The following is an 18,066-nucleotide window of genomic DNA, read 5'->3' on the forward strand; positions in this document are numbered from 1 at the left end:
AGACTCAACTGGCGGCAGCCTGCAACGGCGTTACGGAGGCCACATAATGCTCCGCCGCTGTCCAGCCCGCCGGGGACAGCGCGATAAGCTGCCGGGTCAGCGTCGTTGCCGTCGCCAGGTCACCATTAATCAGGCTGGTTTCAAGTTGTGCGGACAGGTGCTGGATCTGCCGCAGACCCAGATTGCCGGCAAGGGAGATCATGGAATGCGCCTCGCGGCGTAACTGATCCCAGTTCTCCTCGTTGAGCAGGCCGCCCATACGCACCACCCTCTCGCGCCCGGCATTGAGGAAACGGTTCATCAGTTCAGCGAATTCATCGCCATCGGTAAAGGATAGCAGCCCGGCAATCACCGTGCCGTCCAGGATGGGCAGGTTCTTGGTTTCCATATCGGTTTCCACAGGTGAGGTGGGAGCGGCGTCGGTTGCATTCTTATCACGCTTGCCAGCCCAATGCGCGGCCGCCCGCAACAGCGCCTTGGGTTCATAAGGTTTGGACAGGTAGTCATCCATACCCGCCTCCAGATAGCTTTCCCGCATTCCCACCATGGCATTGGCCGTCATGGCGATGATGGGCGTGCGATCACGACCGGTCTGACGTTCCTGGGTACGGATCAGGCGAGTGGCTTCAATCCCGTCCATGCCCGGCATCTGCACATCCATCAAGATCAGATCGAAAATCACCGCTTCTGCCGCGGCGATGGCTTCCATGCCATCATCAACAAGATGCACGGTATAGCCATCGCGCTCCAAGATCAGGCGGGCGACGTTCTGATTGACCTGATTGTCATCCACGACCAGCACACGACGCCCCTGTCCCAATCCGGAGGCCAGCGTTTCGGCGGGAGGTTCGACCATCCCCTCCGTGGGCGCGAACAACCGGGCCAGCAGATCCCGCAGATCGGTCTGCCGCGCGGGTTTGGCCATGATGGCGTCAAACAGTTCCGCCGCCGGGTCACCGGCGTCCAGACCACCGGATGACGACACAAGGACAAGCTTGATGCCCGAGAAACTGGGATGCCCACGCAGCCATCCGGCCAGGGCATCACCCGTCATGCCTGGCATGGTGTGGTCGATCAACACAACAGACGGACAATTGCCTTCCCGCAGACAACGTTCCAGTTCCGCCAGGGCAGCGGCGGCACCATTCACCATCCCGACCCGCAGACCCAACCGTTCCAATTGCCGCGACAGGATACGACGGTTGGTTTCAACATCATCCACGACCAGGGCACAGAGGCCCTTGATCCGTTCTTGAATATCATGTCGATCGGGAAGCGGCGCCGACGCCGGCGGCAGGGTGATGGTGAAGCTGAACCGGCTGCCTTCGCCCAGATGGCTTTCCACCTGGATATCACCGCCCATCAGTTCGACCAGTTGCCGGCAGATGGTTAAACCCAAACCGGTACCGCCGAACCGACGGGTGATGGAATTGTCCGCCTGGGTAAATTTCTGGAACAGCCGCCGCATCTGATCCGGGGTCATGCCGATGCCCGTGTCAGCCACAGCAAACACCAGTCGCGTCGCGGCCAGGGACTGTATCGCCCCGCCATCAACGGGCCGGACAGTGATGGATATTCGTCCCTGTTCGGTGAATTTTACCGCATTGCCGGCCAGGTTCAGCAAGATCTGGCGCAGTCGCGACGGGTCACCGCGATAGGCACGGGCAACGGTGGGATGAATCTCCGCCGCAAGGGTCACCCCTTTCTGTCGGGCGCGCGGCGCCAGCAGCGCCACCACCCCGTCGATAATTTCTTCCAGACCGAAATCTATCTGATCCAGTTCCAGCTTGCCGGCTTCGAGTTTGGACACGTCCAGAATATCATTGATGACGGATAACAGCGCGTCAGCACTTTCACGGATGGTTTCCGCAAATCCCCGCTGCTCGGAAGACAAGGACGTATCCAACAGAAGGCCGGTCATGCCAATGATGCCGTTCATCGGTGTCCGGACCTCATGGCTCATATTGGCCAGGAATTCCGATTTGGCCTGGTTTGCGCGTTCCGCCTCGCTGCGCGCGATGTCGGCGGCACTGGCTGCGGCTTCCGCCACCCGACGGGCACGATCCAGGTCGGCGGCGAGCGCCTGCAGACTTTCGGCCTGTTCACCCAGCCGGTCACGCGCTGCCCGCAATTCCTGTTCCTGCGCCACACGATCACCCACATCGCGGGTCGCCGACACGATACGCTGTCCAGCCAGTTGATCGGCGGCCAGGGCAAAGGCGGTTTCCACCCAGATCCATCGCCCATCCCCATGCCGCAGCCGGTAAGTCACCGGCGCACAGGGCATGCCCGCCAGCAAAATCGGCAGTACCCGTTCAATGAGCTGGACATCTTCGGGATGGGCGCGGTCCTGCGGTGTGCCGCCCAGTAACTGTTCCGGGTCATAACCCAACATCCAGCTGCAGGTAGGCGAGACATATAGATAGGTTCCGTCCAGCGCATGCAGGGCCACGACATCACTGCCCTGTTCGGATAACAGCCGGTACTGGGCATCACGGGTGGCCAGTTCGGCGGCCTGGCGCTGCAGGTCGGTCGCCATATCATTGATGGCCCCCGCCAGCACGCCAATTTCGCCCGGCCCCGCCATGGCCCGCAAACCCAGTTCCCCCCGTCCCAGGCGGCGGACAGTGCCGATCAACTGTTGCAACGGGTCCAGCACGGTGCGGGCCAGACTGAAATAGACCAGCATCATGGCCAGCAGCGACACCACCACCAGAATGGCAAGGTTACGGTGGAACTCCGAGGTGGCGACCGCCAGGGCCTGCGCCCGGGGGTAGGAGACAATGATACGCAAATCACCATTGGACAACGGGACAAAGCCCATCAGACGTTCCACCTGGTCAAGACCGGGACCAACCCAGGTGCCACTGCGTTGTTCCATCGCGGCCCTGATAAAAGGCACATGTGACATGTCACGGCCATCCAGGCCGGCCATCATGGGATACCGCGCGATGATCGTCCCATTGTTATGGATCGCCATAAGGGTCGCACCCGGTGCCGCTTCCAGAAGCCGCGCCGCCATGCCTTCCAGCCAGTCCAGGAGAATCCCCGCCAACGCCACACCCACAATCTGCCGATTCTCGGCATAGATCGGCTGCGCGTAGACCATCACTGGCCGGCCCGTGACACGTGACCTCAGGTAACCACTGACCACCGGGCGCCCGGTGGTCAGGACCCGTTGAAAATACTCACGGTCGGCCAGATTGATCTCGTCATCATCCGGTGCGGTGGAACAGCGAACCGATCCATCGGTGCGGACGATGAAGATGTTGGAGACCCAGGGCTGGGTACCTTTTAATGTTTGCAACTCATGGGCACAGTCGGCATCCGCCGCACGCGCCACACGACCCGCAGCCACCGATACCAGCCGTTGCAGGCTGCCAACCAGATCGGCGTTCTGATCCGCCGCAAACCGGGCCATGTCGGTGGCGCGCGCCAGGGCTTGTGCCTCTGCCTCTGCCCGCCGTGACTGGTTTTCCATAACCAGCACCGCAGACATCGGCAGAATAACCGCCGCCAGCAGCAAAACTAACTTTCCCCTGAGTGACAGCAACGGCAACCGCATCACGCTCACGATCCAGCAGAATGCGGCCCCTGGCCGCGCTGTGGGTTGAGAATACGCCGCACAGTGTCAGAGGGCAGAAGTGCATCGGGATAGTGTGGCTACGACCTTAATCCACAATGCCGGTTAGGCGTTATCCGCATCTATCCAGGCCGGAATACGATAGTATTCGTTGCAGCACGCTGGATTTGTACTTTTGAGCCATTCCGAAATCGGAATGCTCGTGACGCCGCCGCGTTTCTATCTGCCATATGGTCGTTGACCCGTGGTCAGGCGCCCGTGTCGACGGGGCACGGTCTGCGGAAAGGACGGTGATGAACACCCCCATATAGGTCGTCACCCCACCAGACCGGGGCCTGACAAGCCTGTCTTTTGATCGTCTGGCAGAGAACAATCAGGTGCCCAGATGCTGGATCAGGATCTTGGTACCCAGCAGCATCAATCCAACCCCGCCGATCCCCACGGCCCAGCGACCCAACAACGGTCCGACAGCCCGCCCCAACAGCACCCCGATGGTGGACAGGCCGAAGGTCACCAGACCGATCACCAGAGCAGATACCAGAATGGGTTCGTCAAAAAATGCCATGGGCACGCCGATGGCCAAGGCATCGACCGAGGTGGCGAAACCCGCCATGAACAGGGCAGACAGCATCAATGTCATGCCCGCTGGTCCCTGCTCCTCCCCGTCGCCACCCTGCCAGGCTTCCCATGCCATGCGGCCGCCGACCAACCCCAACAGAACAAAGGCGATCCAATGATCAACGGCTGCTACAATGTCGGCAAAGGCCAGCCCCAAGGCAAAACCGACCAGCGGCATCAAAAACTGAAAACCACCAAAAACCACACCAACCGTCAGAGCCTGACCCATATTGGGCCGCCGCAGGGCTGCCCCCTTGCCCAGGGCAGCGGCAAAGGCATCCATGGCCAGGCTGAAGGCCAAAGCGACTGTGGTGGTGGCAATCAAAACAAGCACTCCGAGGGCCGAGAGCAACGATGAACGCAATCCACCCCCGGTCCCCGTCGGGATGGTTGCGCCATCGGTCTCGTCGAACGGGCCATTCGGCCTGTCGTCCGCGCCATGGAGCATTCACCCCAAGTCTGTTGACGAGAACACCACCAGCAGAGGCGGCGGCGGACTACTCCCCAGTTGCCCAGGCGGTATAGGTCCCCGCGATGGGCGTCGTCAAGCGGCCAGAACCACGCAGCCACCGCAGGGCGCCCTTTCCTGTTGGCGCTGGGGTCAGTCATCCCCCCCTGCCAGGGCCATTTTTGCCGGATCGGTGACCGGCGGTTCCTGCCCCTTATCATCGCGGGGCAGCAGCATGGCCGCGACCAGCACCAAGGCCGACAGCACCGCCAATGTGGCAAACACCATTTGTGGCCCGGCATCATGGCCATAGGACCACGCCACCAACTGCACCGCGAAGGGCGCCATGCCGAAACTCAGCACGAATTTGGAACCATAAGCGATTCCCCGATATCGGGCAGGTGTAAAGCGGGCCAGAAGCAGATTTTCAGCCGGGATCTGCACATTCATCAAGGTCACCAGCGCAATGGCCAGCGCCAGGGACGACCAGCCCATGAACTGCATGGCAATCAGATAGAATGGCACCTGTAAGAAGGCACAGCCGATGTAAAGCCACTTCACCGGAAACCGGTCGGCCAACACACCGCCGAGGAACTGCGGTATGGCACCGGCCAGAAAGACCAGGGTAACCAGACCGCCGACACCGACCACACTGCCGGACAAATCAGCCCCCACCGCCTGCTCGAACCATTTTGGGGCGACCGTCAGCAGGGACTGGAAAATCATGCCACCGCACATCATGGTGACCGACATAATGATAAAGGCGCGCACAATGTCGCGCCGTGTCGGCGCCAGGCTTTTCACCATGTCCGCCTTACGGTCAATGATCTGACCCTGGGCGATATGCCAGGCCAGAGCCGCTGCAAACAGCAAGGAAACGAGACCCGGCACCAGGAACGCTGCATGCCAGCCCCAGAGCGCCGTCAACCCCCCGGCCACCACGCCGCCGCCTGCAACGCCGACGCTGCCGAAAATACCCAGGATGCCCATGGACCGCCCGCGGTTTTCGGCATTCTTCATCGTCCAGGAAATGCCCACCGGGTGATAGATGGACCCGCCAAGGCCGATCACAGCCAACGCCAACATCATCTGTTCCGGACCCTTCGACAGCGCAGCCCCTAGAGCGCCAATGCCGGAGAAAAGGAACATCAGCACCATCATGCGCGCATCCGACCAACGGTCCCCCAACCAGCCCGCAAGCGGGGCCCCAAGTCCCACCAGCAGGGAGCCGACCGTCCAAAGCTGGATCAGATCCTGATAATCTGCCTGCCACTCCCGGGCCAGTTCCAGCACGACGGTCAGGTAGAGCACCGTCATAATATGCATGGTGGCATGGCCGATATTGGAATAGGCCAGAGAAAGGCGGGCGGATCGACATGTATCGGTCATCACTAGGTCTCTTCAGCGCGCAGAAATGGTCTGGCCGGCACTTTCCGCTGCCAACCAAGCCAAGTAGTCGGGCAATCCCGAAGTGACCGGCAGGGCCAGGATGCACGGCACCTCATAAGGATGCAGTGCGCGCACCCGTGCCGACAGGGCGGCGACCCCATCCGACCGGGTTTTCAAGATCAACACGGTTTCCGTCGCGCTCTCGACTTTGCCTTGCCAGCGATACACTGATTCCATGCCCGTAATGATATTGGCACAGGCCGCAAGCCCGGCCGTCACCACATCCGCCGCAATAGTGCGGGCCAGATCTGAATCAGGGGTGGTGACATAGACAAGGCTGATTTCGGCCGACATCGCCAGGGCTTCCATGATGGTGGAAGCCAGATGCTAGCCGAGCCCGGCACCCCCGTCCCCCGCTGCGGTACGGGCGCAGACCCGCGTTGCGGACAAGGCAGACAGAAAAACGCATTTTCCCTGACACAAACGTTGCATCGCCCAAATGTCGTGTCTATAGTCCGCGCCCGAACGACGGACGGCCCAAACCGGCCGGCGTTCTTCGAGAGGTCGGAGCGTGGCGCAGCCTGGTAGCGCACTAGACTGGGGGTCTAGGGGTCGCAGGTTCGAATCCTGTCGCTCCGACCATCTCTCGATAACCCGATCAAAGGGTTACCCGAAAAGCCGCCATCGGAAATGATGGCGGCTTTCGTGTTTGCTGGGTCTTAACCGATGCCCAGCATGGCCATGAATTCCGCCTCATCGACCAGGGTCGGACGACCATAGCGTTGCTGACGTGCCTGCGCCGCCGTCAATTTGGTGCGGCCCGGCGACAGGCCAACCACCAGCCAGTCAGTGTCCTGCCGCACATAGGACTGGAACGTTCCGCCTGCTTGGCCGATGGCGCGGGCGGCCTGCGGACGGGAAAAGGCAACCAATGTTCCGGTGATGGCAAAGGCCTGACCTTCAACCCGCTTTGTGGGTGCGGGCACGGCGTTCTCGACGCGACCGGACTGGCCCACCGGCCGGGATTGCGGGATACCGGGACGGCGGGCGCCGACACCCAACCGTTCCGCCGCCTCCGTGACCGTCGCCACGCCCAGCATATCAGCAACATGGCGGCCGATGGCGGCACAGGCAGCGGCATCGCTGCCGGCTTCATGATGGTCCAAGGACAAGCCCAGATGGTGGGCCACAATGTTCAGCTTATGGCTGCGCAACTGCGGGAAGGCGGCACGCGCCAGATCTACGGTGCAGATGAATCGCAGTGGCGGCACCGGCAATCCCGCTGCCAGCAAACAGGCCGTCAGGACGCCTGCATCAAAGCTGGCATTATGCGCCAGCAAGGTTGCCCCCGTCAGCCGCATCGACAGGTCAGGCCATATGCCCGCAAAATCGGGGGCATCAGCCACATGCGCGGGCTGAATTCCATGGACGGCACTGCAGAAGGGCGAAAATCGGGCCGGCACCGGCCGGATCAACCGGCGAAAAATCGGGGCTGCCGGCTGAAACACCTCGGCGACACCTACGGCACAGGCACTGTCGCGCCGCTCATTGGCGGTTTCAAAATCAATCGCCCGTTCAATCACGCCCCTGCCCTTCCATTCCTGGCCCTGTCAGTCCCGCCGCGCCTTGAATGCCGCCATTGCGGCTGAAATCTCGGCCGGTATGGCGGGGACTGTTGTCGACGCGGGTGCCGGCGACAGGCGCAGGTTCATCGGCATGTCATAGCCCCCATAAAGTGATGGATTAGCCCCTGAAAGGGATAAACGGCGCTCACCGTCCTTGAAATCCAGGGCCAGGGCGCGGAACCGGTAATCGCTCAAGGCCCGGGCAACCAGGGCCAGACTATCATTCCGCTCCGGTGCAAGCCAGGAAAGGGCCGCCCCCTCCCGCAGGGCCAGACGACCAGGCCCTACGGTCCGCAGGGCACCATCGCCGGCGCGGGCGCCCGTCGCCGATATTCGTATCGGTATCGATCCAATAACGGTGCCATCGCTGACAACCCCGTCCACACCGAGGGCCGTCAGGACATCCGGCAAGGGTGTCGCCGGCACGTCCAGACGCAGATCAACATAGCTGTTGCCTATCCGAAATGATGTAGGCGTTAGCGACACGGATTGTCCGGCCCAGGTAAAGGGCGTTGGGACCAACCGCATGACCCCATCACCTCCCATGGATAACCCGACGGTACCACCGGTCAGGGCGATGCCTGGATCGAACAGGCCGATGGCCACCGTCTGGGACGGCATGGACAGGGGTGACAACCGGTCAAAGCGCAACACACCATTGACACCCGCTACGTTCAAGCCTTGCATCGACCAGCCCACATTCTCCAACATCAGGTCAGCGGCGCCATCGGCATGATTTTGGGTCCAGCCGGCGGTCAGGCGACCGGCAACGGTACCGGACAGGCCGGTAGGCAGCGGCGCTCCGGGAAACAGTCGCGCGGCATCGCCGGGCTGGAGATATACAGGTGACAGGTTCGCCAGCAGCCGGCCGCCGCCGGCATCGACATCGACAAAGCCGCTGAGATTGACGCTGTTATCGACATTGGTGGCCTTCCATTCCACACGCAGGTCGCTGCCCGGATCACCGCGCAGCTTGGCCGTCAGCGCGGACGGCGCCAGCCAGGGCAGGCGCAGGCTGGCGGCACGCAGATCCAGGTCCAGGTCCAGGGGCAGGCTGACAACCCCTGTGAGTTGCAGCCCCCGTGCCTCCAGCCCCAGGGTGGGCAGCGACAGCCGGCCCGGCTGATCGGCCAGCGGGGAGAGCCACCAAGTACCATCAATACGCCGGGCAACGGCGCCCAGCGACAGGGCATTGTCGCGCGGGCCCTTGCCCAGGCCGATGCCGCTTGCATCCAATCGGATCGCCAGATCGGGCCAGGTGCGGGGCCAATCCTCCAGCGTGAAACCATCTGCCAACAAGTTCAGGTCCACGCGGCCGCCGATCAGGCCGGGATCGGGTCGCCCCAGACGCGCCGCGAACTGGGCCGGTTCGGTGACATTCAGCCGGGCATTGAGACGTCTTTTGCCGTGAACATTGCTATCCAGCAAGGCCGTGAACCGTGCGACCCGATTCCAATCCAGCAGAACCACGCCCGTTCCGTTTTCCCATTTCACCATCAGATCGGGCAGACCGTCCGGCAGGCCCGTGGCTGCCACGTCCAGCGTACCGGTCCAATGACCATCGGCCAGGCGCCGGGCCTGTCCCTGGCCCCTGAGGCGGGGGCCACCCTGGGTCGGGTCAAGGGTGAAGCCGGCAGCGGTCAGGGCCCCTTGCCGCCAATCGGCTGTGAACTGGGCGGGAACACCCGTGCGGCCCAGCGCCAATATCCCCTTTGCCTCCCCATGCCAGCCATCGGGCACGGGCGTAAAGCTGGCATCTAGCGTCAAAGGCAGGGTGCCGACCCCACCTGGCAAAGCCAGGGACAAGCGCGCATCCTTGAAAAAGACGGGGCCAGCAAGCGGCAGGTCCGCCGGCAGGCCAGGGCTGGTCAGGGAAAGCGGGTGTTCCAGGCGCAGGCCCCGGACGGTCAGGCGGGACAGGCGTCCTTGCCAGAGACCCATGGGCGTGAAGTCGGCCTCAAAACCGTCGGCCCCGGCCTCTCCGCCAAGGGAGAACGCGCCGACGGCATGGGTCCATCCCAGATCATCAATGGCCAGCGCGGCCTGCGGATAGCCCAAGGCGCGCAATTGCTGCGTCCAACTGGCGGCCAGCAAGCCCGGCAGGGCCAGCCAGAGCGCCAGCATCAGCAGAGCCGTGACAGCACCGGCGACCAGCAGCCTTTGTTTTTGTCCCCAAGCCCGCAATCCCGACCCCTTCCCGGCAAATTCCGCCGCCCGGTATGGCATCCCCGTCTTTCCATGCAAGGATGCGGCCGCTATCGTGGCACGCGCAACGAGGTAGAGATGATACCGCCCATGCTTTCGCGCCTGCTGATTCTAATCTGTCTGTTCCTGGCCGCGCCCATGGCAGAGGCAACACGACCCGCAGCCAATCCTGACGATACACTGGTCATGGAATTAAAGACCGGCACCGTGCTGATCCAGATGCGGCCCGACCTGGCTCCTATCCATGTGGCCCGTATCAAACAACTGGTACGGCGTGGGTTTTATGATGGGGTGGCATTTCACCGCGTGATTGCGGGATTTATGGCCCAGACGGGCGACCGCAGCGGCACGGGTCGCGGTGGCACGGGTCGCTGGCTGGAACTGGAAGCCAGTAAAGAGCCGCATGTGCGCGGCACCGTATCCATGGCACGCGGCATGAACCGCAATAGCGGCGACAGCCAATTCTTCATCCTCACCCGTGCGCAGGACCCGTCGCTGGATGGGAACTACACATTATGGGGCCATGTTATCAAGGGCCTGGACCTGATCGACAAGGTGAAGGCCGGAGATAAAAACAAGGATGGCTATGTGAGGGAACCCGACCGGATCATTTCCATGCGTGTCCAGTCCGACCCGCCGCGCGCGCCAAAACCGGCCGCACAAGCCAAACCGCAGGCCCCGCCGAAATAGCGGGTGGGCCATCCCGCCGCCCCTGTTCCCATCTGTGCCGCATGCCGCTATGGTGCGGATCGACATGCAACCGCGAACCGGGGCAACCGGTGGCAAGGACGACTGACATGGACCTGGAAAATACCCTTTATCTCGATCTGGCCGGTGGCCGCGTCACCATCCAGTTGCGCCCCGATTTGGCGCCCAAGCATGTGGCCCGTATCAAGGAACTGGCCCGCGAAGGCTTTTATGACGGGCTGACCTTCCATCGCGTGATCGAAGGCTTCATGGCCCAAGGCGGCTGCCCCGATGGTAATGGCATGGGCGGCTCCGGCCAGAACCTGCCGCAGGAATTCTCGCGTGAACCGCATGTGCGCGGCACCTGCTCCATGGCGCGGGCGGCAAACCCCAACAGCGCCGACAGTCAGTTTTTCATCTGCTTTGCCGATGCCCGTTTCCTGGATGGCCAGTACACGGTCTGGGGTAAGGTCACTGACGGCATGGAACATGTCGATGCCATCAAGCGCGGCCAGGGTCGCAACGGCGAGGTCAAGGACCCCGACCAGATCATCAAGATGGCCGTTGCCGCCGACGTGGACGCCGCCTGATCGTTGTATCAGGTCGGGTGATGTGAGGGACGCCGCCGCTGGGAAACCACGGCGGCGTTTCGCTTTTTGCCGACCGGCAGCGGCTCTGCGTAAGCGCTTGTCTTGCCAAGATAGAAATTGCGAAAGACTTCTGCTGGGATCAAATTATTGTTAACTATATATTCCCTTCGGCATTATCCCGGTTGCAACCCATGAATAAGCCTGCCCCCGCTCTGGAAATCTGCGGCCTGCGCAAATCCTATGGTGAGAAGGAGGCGGTGAAAGGGATCGATCTGACGATCCAGCCTGGCGAATTCTATGGCCTGCTCGGCCCTAATGGCGCTGGTAAGACCACGACATTGAAGATGGTGGTTGGTCTGCTGAACCCCAGCGCCGGCAGCATCCATGTGTTCGGCACCGATACCGCCGCCGATCCGGTGGCCGCCAAACGGCAGATCGCTTGGTTGCCAGACGAACCGATGCTGTATGACAAATTGACCCCGGTTGAGTATCTGGAATTTGTGGCGGGCCTGTGGGGCATTGATGCCAGAACCGCCACGGACCGGGCGGAAGAACTGCTCACCCGGCTAGAACTTTTTGATCACCGCCATGAACGCTGCGAGGGGTTTTCGCGCGGCATGAAGCAGAAAGCGGCCCTGGCCGGCGCGCTGATTCATGATCCGCGCCTGCTGATCCTGGATGAGCCGCTGACCGGCCTGGACGCCGCCATTGCCCGGCAGGTGAAGGATCTCCTGGCAGAACGGGCGCGGGCGGGCTGCACCATCATCCTGACCACGCATATCATGGAGGTCGCGGAACGGTTGGTGGACCGGATCGGCATCATCCAGCACGGGCTGCTGCTGGCCGAAGGCACCCTGGACGAGCTCCGGCAGCGGCACGGGCGTGATGGTGCATCACTGGAGGACCTGTTCCTTGACCTCGTCTCCGGCAAGGCGGTGGCCGCATGATCACCCTGAAACCCGGCGGGCTTGCCTGGCTGCTGCGCCATGAACTGCGGATGACGCTGCGGACCAAAAAGACCGGGCCCTGGGCCTGGGCAATCCTGATTGTCGGCATCCTGTTCATGCACGGTATCGGGGCACTTTCCGTCTTTGGTTTCTCCAAGTTGCGGTTGGCGCCGGAAAATCTGCATCTGATCTTTGGGGGTATGGGCCTGCTCTCTGTGGCCATCATGCTGGCCGCGTCATTACAGATGACGGTGAACGCGATTTATACGCGCGGTGATCTGGACCTCCTGCTCTCGTCACCCATTCGGCCGGGGACCATCGTGCCGGTGCGGCTGCTGGCGGTCGGTCTGGCCGTTATGCTGAGCAGCTTGGCCATGGCGGCCTGCTTCATGAATCCAGGGGCGGTCATGGTGTCGGCCCGTTGGCTGGTCGGCTATGTCACTCTGCCGGCCCTGTGCCTGCTGGCCGTGACTGTCTCATTCCTGTTGGTGCTGGGGCTGGTGAAACTGGTGGGGGCAAGACGGGCACGAACGGCAGCGCAGGTACTGGGCGGGGTGATCGGCATCAGCGCCGCTTTGGCAGCGCAGATCCCCAACATGAACAACAGTGCCGACAAAGCAACGCAGGCGCAGAATTTCCAGGCTATGGCCGCCCTTGGCGAACATCCTGCCATGGCACCGGTGCAGTGGCTGGGGGCAGCCCTCACAGGTGAACCACTCCCGTTCCTGGTGCTTCTGCTGGTGTCATTGGGCGGCTTTACCGTGGTCACCATGGCGCTGGGTCCGGCCTTTGTACGCAGCGTTAATGCCGCTGCTGGTACCGATTCCTCTCCGCGCCGCCAACAGGCGGATCAGCGGCCGTTCGCCATGCGCCTCCGAGGCATCACCGGTACCGTGCTTTGGAAGGAATGGCGCCTGATCCTGCGCGACCCGAGCCTGTTGACCCAGGTCTTCTCCATCCTGCTGGTGGCAGCACCGGTTGTGCTGCCCAGTGTCGGCAAACATATCAGCACAGCCTCTGGCGAACAGATGGCTTTCGGCTGGATGGGTGTGGTGCCTGTTGCCGGACTTCTGGCTGGGGCCCTGGTCTGGCTGGCCTTCGCCGGAGAGGATGCGCCCGATCTGCTGGGCACAGCGCCCGTTCCCGCCCGCCGCATGCTGCGGGACCGGCTGTTGGCCGCTGCCCTGCCGGCCATCGTGCCAGCCAGCGCCCTATGCTTCTACGTTTCACTGTCAACCCCATGGTCCGGCCTTCTGCTCTGGCTGATCATGCTGCTGTCGGTCACGACCTATCTGGCCATGGATATGCGGCAGAGCCCGGTGCTGGGCGGGCGCAAAGCCTTCCAGAAACGTTATCAGGGTAATCTCATCGCGCTGTTCGGCGAGATGCTGCTGGGCTTTGCGCTGTTCGGGCTGGGATGGTTTATCCTGAAGTTTCTGGCGCCGTTTTGGGCCGTGCCGCTGCTGTTGTTGCTGAATGCCGGTGCGCTGGTTGTGTTGCTGTGGCCGAAACGGAACAATGCCTGAGCGTCCATGTCCGAAAACCGCGAGCCGGCGGCAACGCCCCATGGCAGGATCAGGCCATGGAAACGCTCGACCCCACCGCCTGTTATCGCGCCGTTGCGACAAGAGATGCCCGTTTTGACGGGCGTTTCTTTACAGCGGTGCTGACCACAGGGATCTATTGTCGTCCGATCTGTCCGGCGCGCACACCCAAGGCAGAAAACTGTCGATTTTACCACACAGCGGCGGCAGCACAGGAGGCGGGTTTCCGTCCTTGCCTGCGCTGCCGGCCAGAGGCGGCCCCCGACCTTGCCGTGTGGCGCGGCACCTCCAACACCGTTTCACGCGGGTTGGCGCTGATCGCCGACGGCGCGCTGGATGGCGATGATGCCAGCGTCGATACGCTGGCCGGGCGACTGGGTGTCGGGGAACGGCAGTTGCGCCGCCTGTTCAAACAACATCTGGGGGCCAGCCCTGTCACGGTAGCCCAGACACGCCGGGTGCTGTTCGCCAAACAATTGCTGCATGAAACCGCCCTGCCCATGGCAGAGGTGGCTCTGGCTTCTGGTTTTGGCAGCATCCGCCGGTTCAACGAGACCTTTCAGGCGTTATATGGTCGTCCCCCGCGTGAACTACGCCGTCAATCCCTGGTCGCCGACCGGGCAGAGGGCAATGTCGCCCGCGATGGGGTCATCCTCTGTCTGCGCTACCGCCCACCGCTCGACTGGCCCGACCTTCTCTCCGCCATCGCCGCACAGGACGATCCGGCCGAACAGGTGACAGGCGAGGTCTGGCGACGCACCCTGCCCGACGGGCAGATCACCGTAACGGCCTTGCCGGCGGGCAATGCACTGCGCGCTGTGATCCATACCGGCGACATCCGGGCGTTGTCAGCCCTTGCCGCGCGATTAAGGCGGCGATTTGATTTGTCGGCGGACATGGCCAGCATCAATGACCATCTGTCTCAGGACCCGACCCTGGCCCCGCTGGTGGCGGACCGGCCGGGACGGCGCTTACCGGCGCCCTGGGACGGACCGGCCCCGCTTTATGATGGTGAGCAACGGTGGCACCCCTGGGGCGCTTATGCCCGCCGCCACCTGAACCTTTCCGACCTTCCGCTTTCCCTGGAACAGGCATCATGACCGACGCAAAACTCGACCATTTCCACGCCCTTCACCGGGGGGATAATCCACTGATCCTGTGTAACGTCTGGGATGGCGGCAGCGCGCGCATGATGCGCAGCCTGGGGGCCAGGGCCATCGCAACCACCAGCGCCGGTCTGGCCTGGGCCCTGGGCATCGCGGATGGCAACCGGTTGCCCCCCGACCTGCTGCTGCACACCGCAGGCATGATCGTGCGGGCGGTGCCCGACCTGCCGGTCAGCATCGATATGGAAGCCGGATATAGCGACGACCCCACCAGTGTGGCTCATCTGGCCAAACAGATCATGGCCACCGGGGTGGTGGGGGTGAATATCGAGGATGGGGCGGGAATGCCCGATCTGCTGGCGGCCAAAATCAGGGCGATCCGTACGGCCGTGGGCCCCGGCCTGTTCATTAATGCCCGCACCGATGTCTATTTGCGTGGGTTGGCCCCAACGGGTGAGCGGGCGGCAGAGGTGGTACGGCGTGGCGCTATCTACACCCAGGCGGGCGCCTCTGGTCTCTTTCCCGCAGGCGCGACTGATCCGAATGAAATCAAATATATCGCAGATAATATTCATGTACCACTGAATGTTATGGCCCGCCCTGGGCTTCTCCCGGCGGCGGAACTAGCGACGCTGGGGGTGCGCCGGCTGTCGGCAGGATCGGCGCTGCCGGAACAACTCTGGGGTCGGGTTGCTGTCTTGGGTGCGGCGTTCCTGCGCGATGGTGTTTCCGATCCGGTTTGCGCCGATCCCATGCCCTATGGCCAGATCAACAGCCTGATGGCGGGCGCGTCGGCCTAAGCCTGGCCGCTGGAGACAATCATGCCCGTTCGTACCATGGGTCCCGGCCGCAAGGGTCTGCTTCCCCTGCTGGCCGTTCTGGTCACTGTCATCAGTTGGGGATCAGCCTTTCCCTCCATCCGCGTGGCGCTGACGGCCATGGACCCGCTGCCCCTGGCGGCAGCACGTTTTGCCATGGCAAGGCTGCTGGCCCTGTTGTTTTTATTGCTGACCCGCCCTCTCCTGCCGCGTGGGCTGGATGCGGTGCGCTTTGCCGCCTGCGGGGGGATTGGGATCGCGCTCTATAACCTGCTGCTGAATACGGGACAGCAGACCGTGGCAGCGGGAGCGGCCAGCTTCATCGTCAACGTGGCGCCGGTGCTGACCGTGATCCTTGCCACCCTGTTCCTGAAGGAGAAATTCCGACGCTGGGCTTGGATCGGCATGGGGATAAGCATGGCAGGCGTCGGGTTGATCGCGTCGGGACAACCAGGTGGCCTGCGCTTTGGCAGTGGGGCGACCCTGCTGATCGGTGCCGCGGTCGCCACTGCCACCTATTTTGTGGTGCAACGCCCATTGGTGGGCCGTTATGGCGCGCTGCCCTCCACCGCGCTGACGCTGCTGACCGGCGCCCTGTGGCTGACGCCCTGGCTGGGCCAGGGGGTACAGCAGGCGTTGGCCGCCCCATGGCCGGTACAAGCAGCGTTAGTCTTCCTGGCCTTGTTCCCGGCAGCCATCGGTTATGCTGCCTGGACCTACGCGCTGGGCCATTTCGGTGCTGCGCGCGGGGCCAATTTTCTCTACATGGTGCCGGTGGTCGCTTCCACCGTCGCCGTGCCCCTGACGGGCGAGTTGCCCTTATGGACGACATTGGCCGGCGGTGCCCTGGCGCTGGGGGGTGTCGCGCTGGTCAACACCAAGGGACGGGGCTGATGGTCACACCTGTCCGGCCACCAGGACCTTCACGGGATTATAGGTTGCACGATCCCCGTTCGGCTGGCTGCGCAGGGCCAGCAGGGGGGCGTTTACCCGACCCAGCACCCGCGACCCGCCGTCGGACAGACGGACCACTTCCGCTTCTTCCGCCATGATCGCCGCCTGACAGCCGGCGGCACGGGCCAACCGTGCATGGGCCTCCAGATGCATCTCGGTCCCATGCACCGGCAGGGCAATGCGCGGGCGCACCAGGGCATAAAGCTCCCGCAATTCGTTCGCGCCGGGATGGCCGGAAACATGCAGCGGCTCGCCACCCAGCAGCTCGGACCCCATCAGCACTTCCACGCCACGGGCACGCAGCTTGGAAACCACTTTTTCCACTGCTTCCTCGTTTCCGGGGATGACACGGGCCGACAGAACCACCGTGTCGCCGGCGCCAAAGGGCGGGAAACGACGCTCGCCACGGGCCAGCTTGGCCAGGGCCGCCCTTTCTTCACCCTGCCCACCGGTACAGATCAGGGCGACCTTATCACGGTCCAACCCCTTCAGATGGGCGGGTTCGGTCAAAGGTTCCGGCACATGCTCCAGCAGACCGAGGTCGCGGGCCACTTCCTCGCAATTGCGCATGGAACGACCAGCCAGCGCCACCTGACGGCCGGCATCGGCGGCAGCGGCAATAGCAGACGCCACACGCGCTACATTGGTGGCAAAACAGCATATCGCGATCTGCCCCTTGCGGGTGGCGAACAACTGATCAAAGGCTCGGCGTACCTGCGCTTCCGATGTAGGTGGCATATCCTTATGGGCGTTGGTGCTGTCGCACAGCATGGCCAGCACCCCATCATCGCCCAGCTTGCGCAAAGCGGCGATATCGGTTGGCTGACCAATGCCCGGTTCCGGATCGAACTTCCAATCACCGGTATGCAGCACTGTTCCAGCCACCGTATCAATGGCCAGCGCCACCGGTTCGGGAATGGAATGGGTCATGCGGATGGAGCGGAAACCGAAGGGGCCGATATTGAAGGCACCACCAACTGGGTAGCTGTTCAACGTCACCTTTTCCAGGGCGCCAGCCTCATCGAGACGGCGGGCAATCAGCTTGGTGGCGAAAGGAGTGGCCCAGATCGGGCAGTCAATCGCTTGCGGCCACAGCCGGTCGATGGCGCCGATATGGTCTTCATGGGCGTGGGTAACCACCAGGGCCAGCAACCGGTCACGGATGGGGGCCAAAAAGGCAGGGTCGGGGATCACACAGTCAACGCCCTCGACACCCTGGTCGGGGAAGGCGATGCCGGCGTCAACCAGCACCCAGGACCCGTCATGCCCATAGAGTGTCCAGTTCATGCCAATGCGGCCCAGGCCGCCCAGAGGCACTACCAGAACTTCGCCCTTGCCCGGAACGGGCCAGCGGCGGTCATAATCAGTGTAACGGTGGAAGGGGATGACGGTGGCATCCGCCCGGTCGGTATCCGCACCGGCCCCGATACGGGGGAGCGCGGGAACGCTTTCATGCAAAGCGTCGAAATCAGTCTCTGTCATGCCCCACCCTTATCCCGCGTCGCAGCAACTTTGTCAAAGCTGCTGCGCGCGGGTCAGGCATGGGATTTTG

Annotated in this window: 14 protein-coding genes and 1 tRNA gene; 8 read left to right on the plus strand and 7 right to left on the minus strand. The window is 62.9% G+C overall.

What is annotated here, in order from left to right; translation table 11 throughout:
• Positions 1-4: 4 nt before the first annotated feature.
• From CHU95_RS11655 to cutA, 4 genes are all read right to left on the minus strand, one after another.
• Positions 5-3,565, minus strand: a complete 3,561-nt coding sequence (locus tag CHU95_RS11655; protein WP_094456526.1) for a response regulator — start codon at positions 3,563-3,565, stop codon at positions 5-7.
• Positions 3,566-3,956: 391 nt separating this feature from the next.
• Positions 3,957-4,484: a manganese efflux pump MntP gene (locus CHU95_RS11660; RefSeq protein ID WP_342744731.1), complete on the minus strand. Its 528-nt coding sequence runs from the start codon at positions 4,482-4,484 to the stop codon at positions 3,957-3,959.
• A gap of 318 nt (positions 4,485-4,802) precedes the next feature.
• Positions 4,803-6,038 (minus strand): MFS transporter, encoded by a 1,236-nt coding sequence (locus CHU95_RS11665; protein ID WP_094456528.1) that lies wholly within the window; start codon positions 6,036-6,038, stop codon positions 4,803-4,805.
• Positions 6,039-6,050: 12 nt separating this feature from the next.
• The gene (gene cutA, locus CHU95_RS11670) at positions 6,051-6,392 is read right to left on the minus strand and encodes a divalent-cation tolerance protein CutA (RefSeq protein ID WP_094456742.1); all 342 of its coding nucleotides are present in this window, start codon (positions 6,390-6,392) and stop codon (positions 6,051-6,053) included.
• Positions 6,393-6,603: 211 nt separating this feature from the next.
• Here cutA and CHU95_RS11675 point away from each other — a divergent pair.
• Positions 6,604-6,680 (plus strand) — tRNA-Pro (locus CHU95_RS11675).
• A 77-nt stretch (positions 6,681-6,757) separates the two neighbouring features.
• Here CHU95_RS11675 and CHU95_RS11680 read toward each other — a convergent pair.
• Positions 6,758-7,621, minus strand: a complete 864-nt coding sequence (locus CHU95_RS11680; protein ID WP_094456529.1) for an exonuclease domain-containing protein — start codon at positions 7,619-7,621, stop codon at positions 6,758-6,760.
• Between the two features lie 27 nt (positions 7,622-7,648).
• Positions 7,649-9,889 (minus strand): intermembrane phospholipid transport protein YdbH family protein, encoded by a 2,241-nt coding sequence (locus CHU95_RS11685; RefSeq protein WP_094456530.1) that lies wholly within the window; start codon positions 9,887-9,889, stop codon positions 7,649-7,651.
• A 69-nt stretch (positions 9,890-9,958) separates the two neighbouring features.
• Here CHU95_RS11685 and CHU95_RS11690 point away from each other — a divergent pair, with 69 nt between their 5' ends.
• The 7 genes from CHU95_RS11690 (at position 9,959) to CHU95_RS11720 (ending at position 16,454) form a co-directional block, all read left to right on the plus strand.
• Entirely contained in the window at positions 9,959-10,558 is a 600-nt protein-coding gene (locus tag CHU95_RS11690; protein ID WP_094456531.1) for a peptidylprolyl isomerase, read from the plus strand.
• A gap of 107 nt (positions 10,559-10,665) precedes the next feature.
• Positions 10,666-11,145: a peptidylprolyl isomerase gene (locus CHU95_RS11695; protein ID WP_094456532.1), complete on the plus strand. Its 480-nt coding sequence runs from the start codon at positions 10,666-10,668 to the stop codon at positions 11,143-11,145.
• A gap of 191 nt (positions 11,146-11,336) precedes the next feature.
• Entirely contained in the window at positions 11,337-12,092 is a 756-nt protein-coding gene (locus tag CHU95_RS11700; protein ID WP_094456533.1) for an ABC transporter ATP-binding protein, read from the plus strand.
• Positions 12,089-13,618, plus strand: coding sequence for a hypothetical protein (locus tag CHU95_RS11705; protein ID WP_094456534.1), 1,530 nt, complete (start codon positions 12,089-12,091; stop codon positions 13,616-13,618). Before CHU95_RS11700 ends, CHU95_RS11705 begins: the two co-directional genes overlap by 4 nt.
• Before the next feature lie 56 nt (positions 13,619-13,674).
• Positions 13,675-14,736: a bifunctional transcriptional activator/DNA repair enzyme AdaA gene (locus CHU95_RS11710; RefSeq protein ID WP_094456535.1), complete on the plus strand. Its 1,062-nt coding sequence runs from the start codon at positions 13,675-13,677 to the stop codon at positions 14,734-14,736.
• The gene (locus CHU95_RS11715) at positions 14,733-15,542 is read left to right on the plus strand and encodes an isocitrate lyase/PEP mutase family protein (RefSeq protein WP_094456536.1); all 810 of its coding nucleotides are present in this window, start codon (positions 14,733-14,735) and stop codon (positions 15,540-15,542) included. Before CHU95_RS11710 ends, CHU95_RS11715 begins: the two co-directional genes overlap by 4 nt.
• 21 nt (positions 15,543-15,563) lie before the next feature.
• Positions 15,564-16,454, plus strand: coding sequence for a DMT family transporter (locus CHU95_RS11720; protein ID WP_245838175.1), 891 nt, complete (start codon positions 15,564-15,566; stop codon positions 16,452-16,454).
• 3 nt (positions 16,455-16,457) lie between these two features.
• Here the strand turns inward: CHU95_RS11720 and CHU95_RS11725 are convergent, their stop codons facing one another.
• Entirely contained in the window at positions 16,458-17,996 is a 1,539-nt protein-coding gene (locus CHU95_RS11725; protein WP_094456537.1) for a ribonuclease J, read from the minus strand.
• Between the last annotated feature and the right edge of the window lie 70 nt (positions 17,997-18,066).

The sequence above is a fragment of the Niveispirillum lacus genome (assembly GCF_002251795.1).
In the GTDB taxonomy this organism is placed as follows: domain Bacteria; phylum Pseudomonadota; class Alphaproteobacteria; order Azospirillales; family Azospirillaceae; genus Niveispirillum; species Niveispirillum lacus.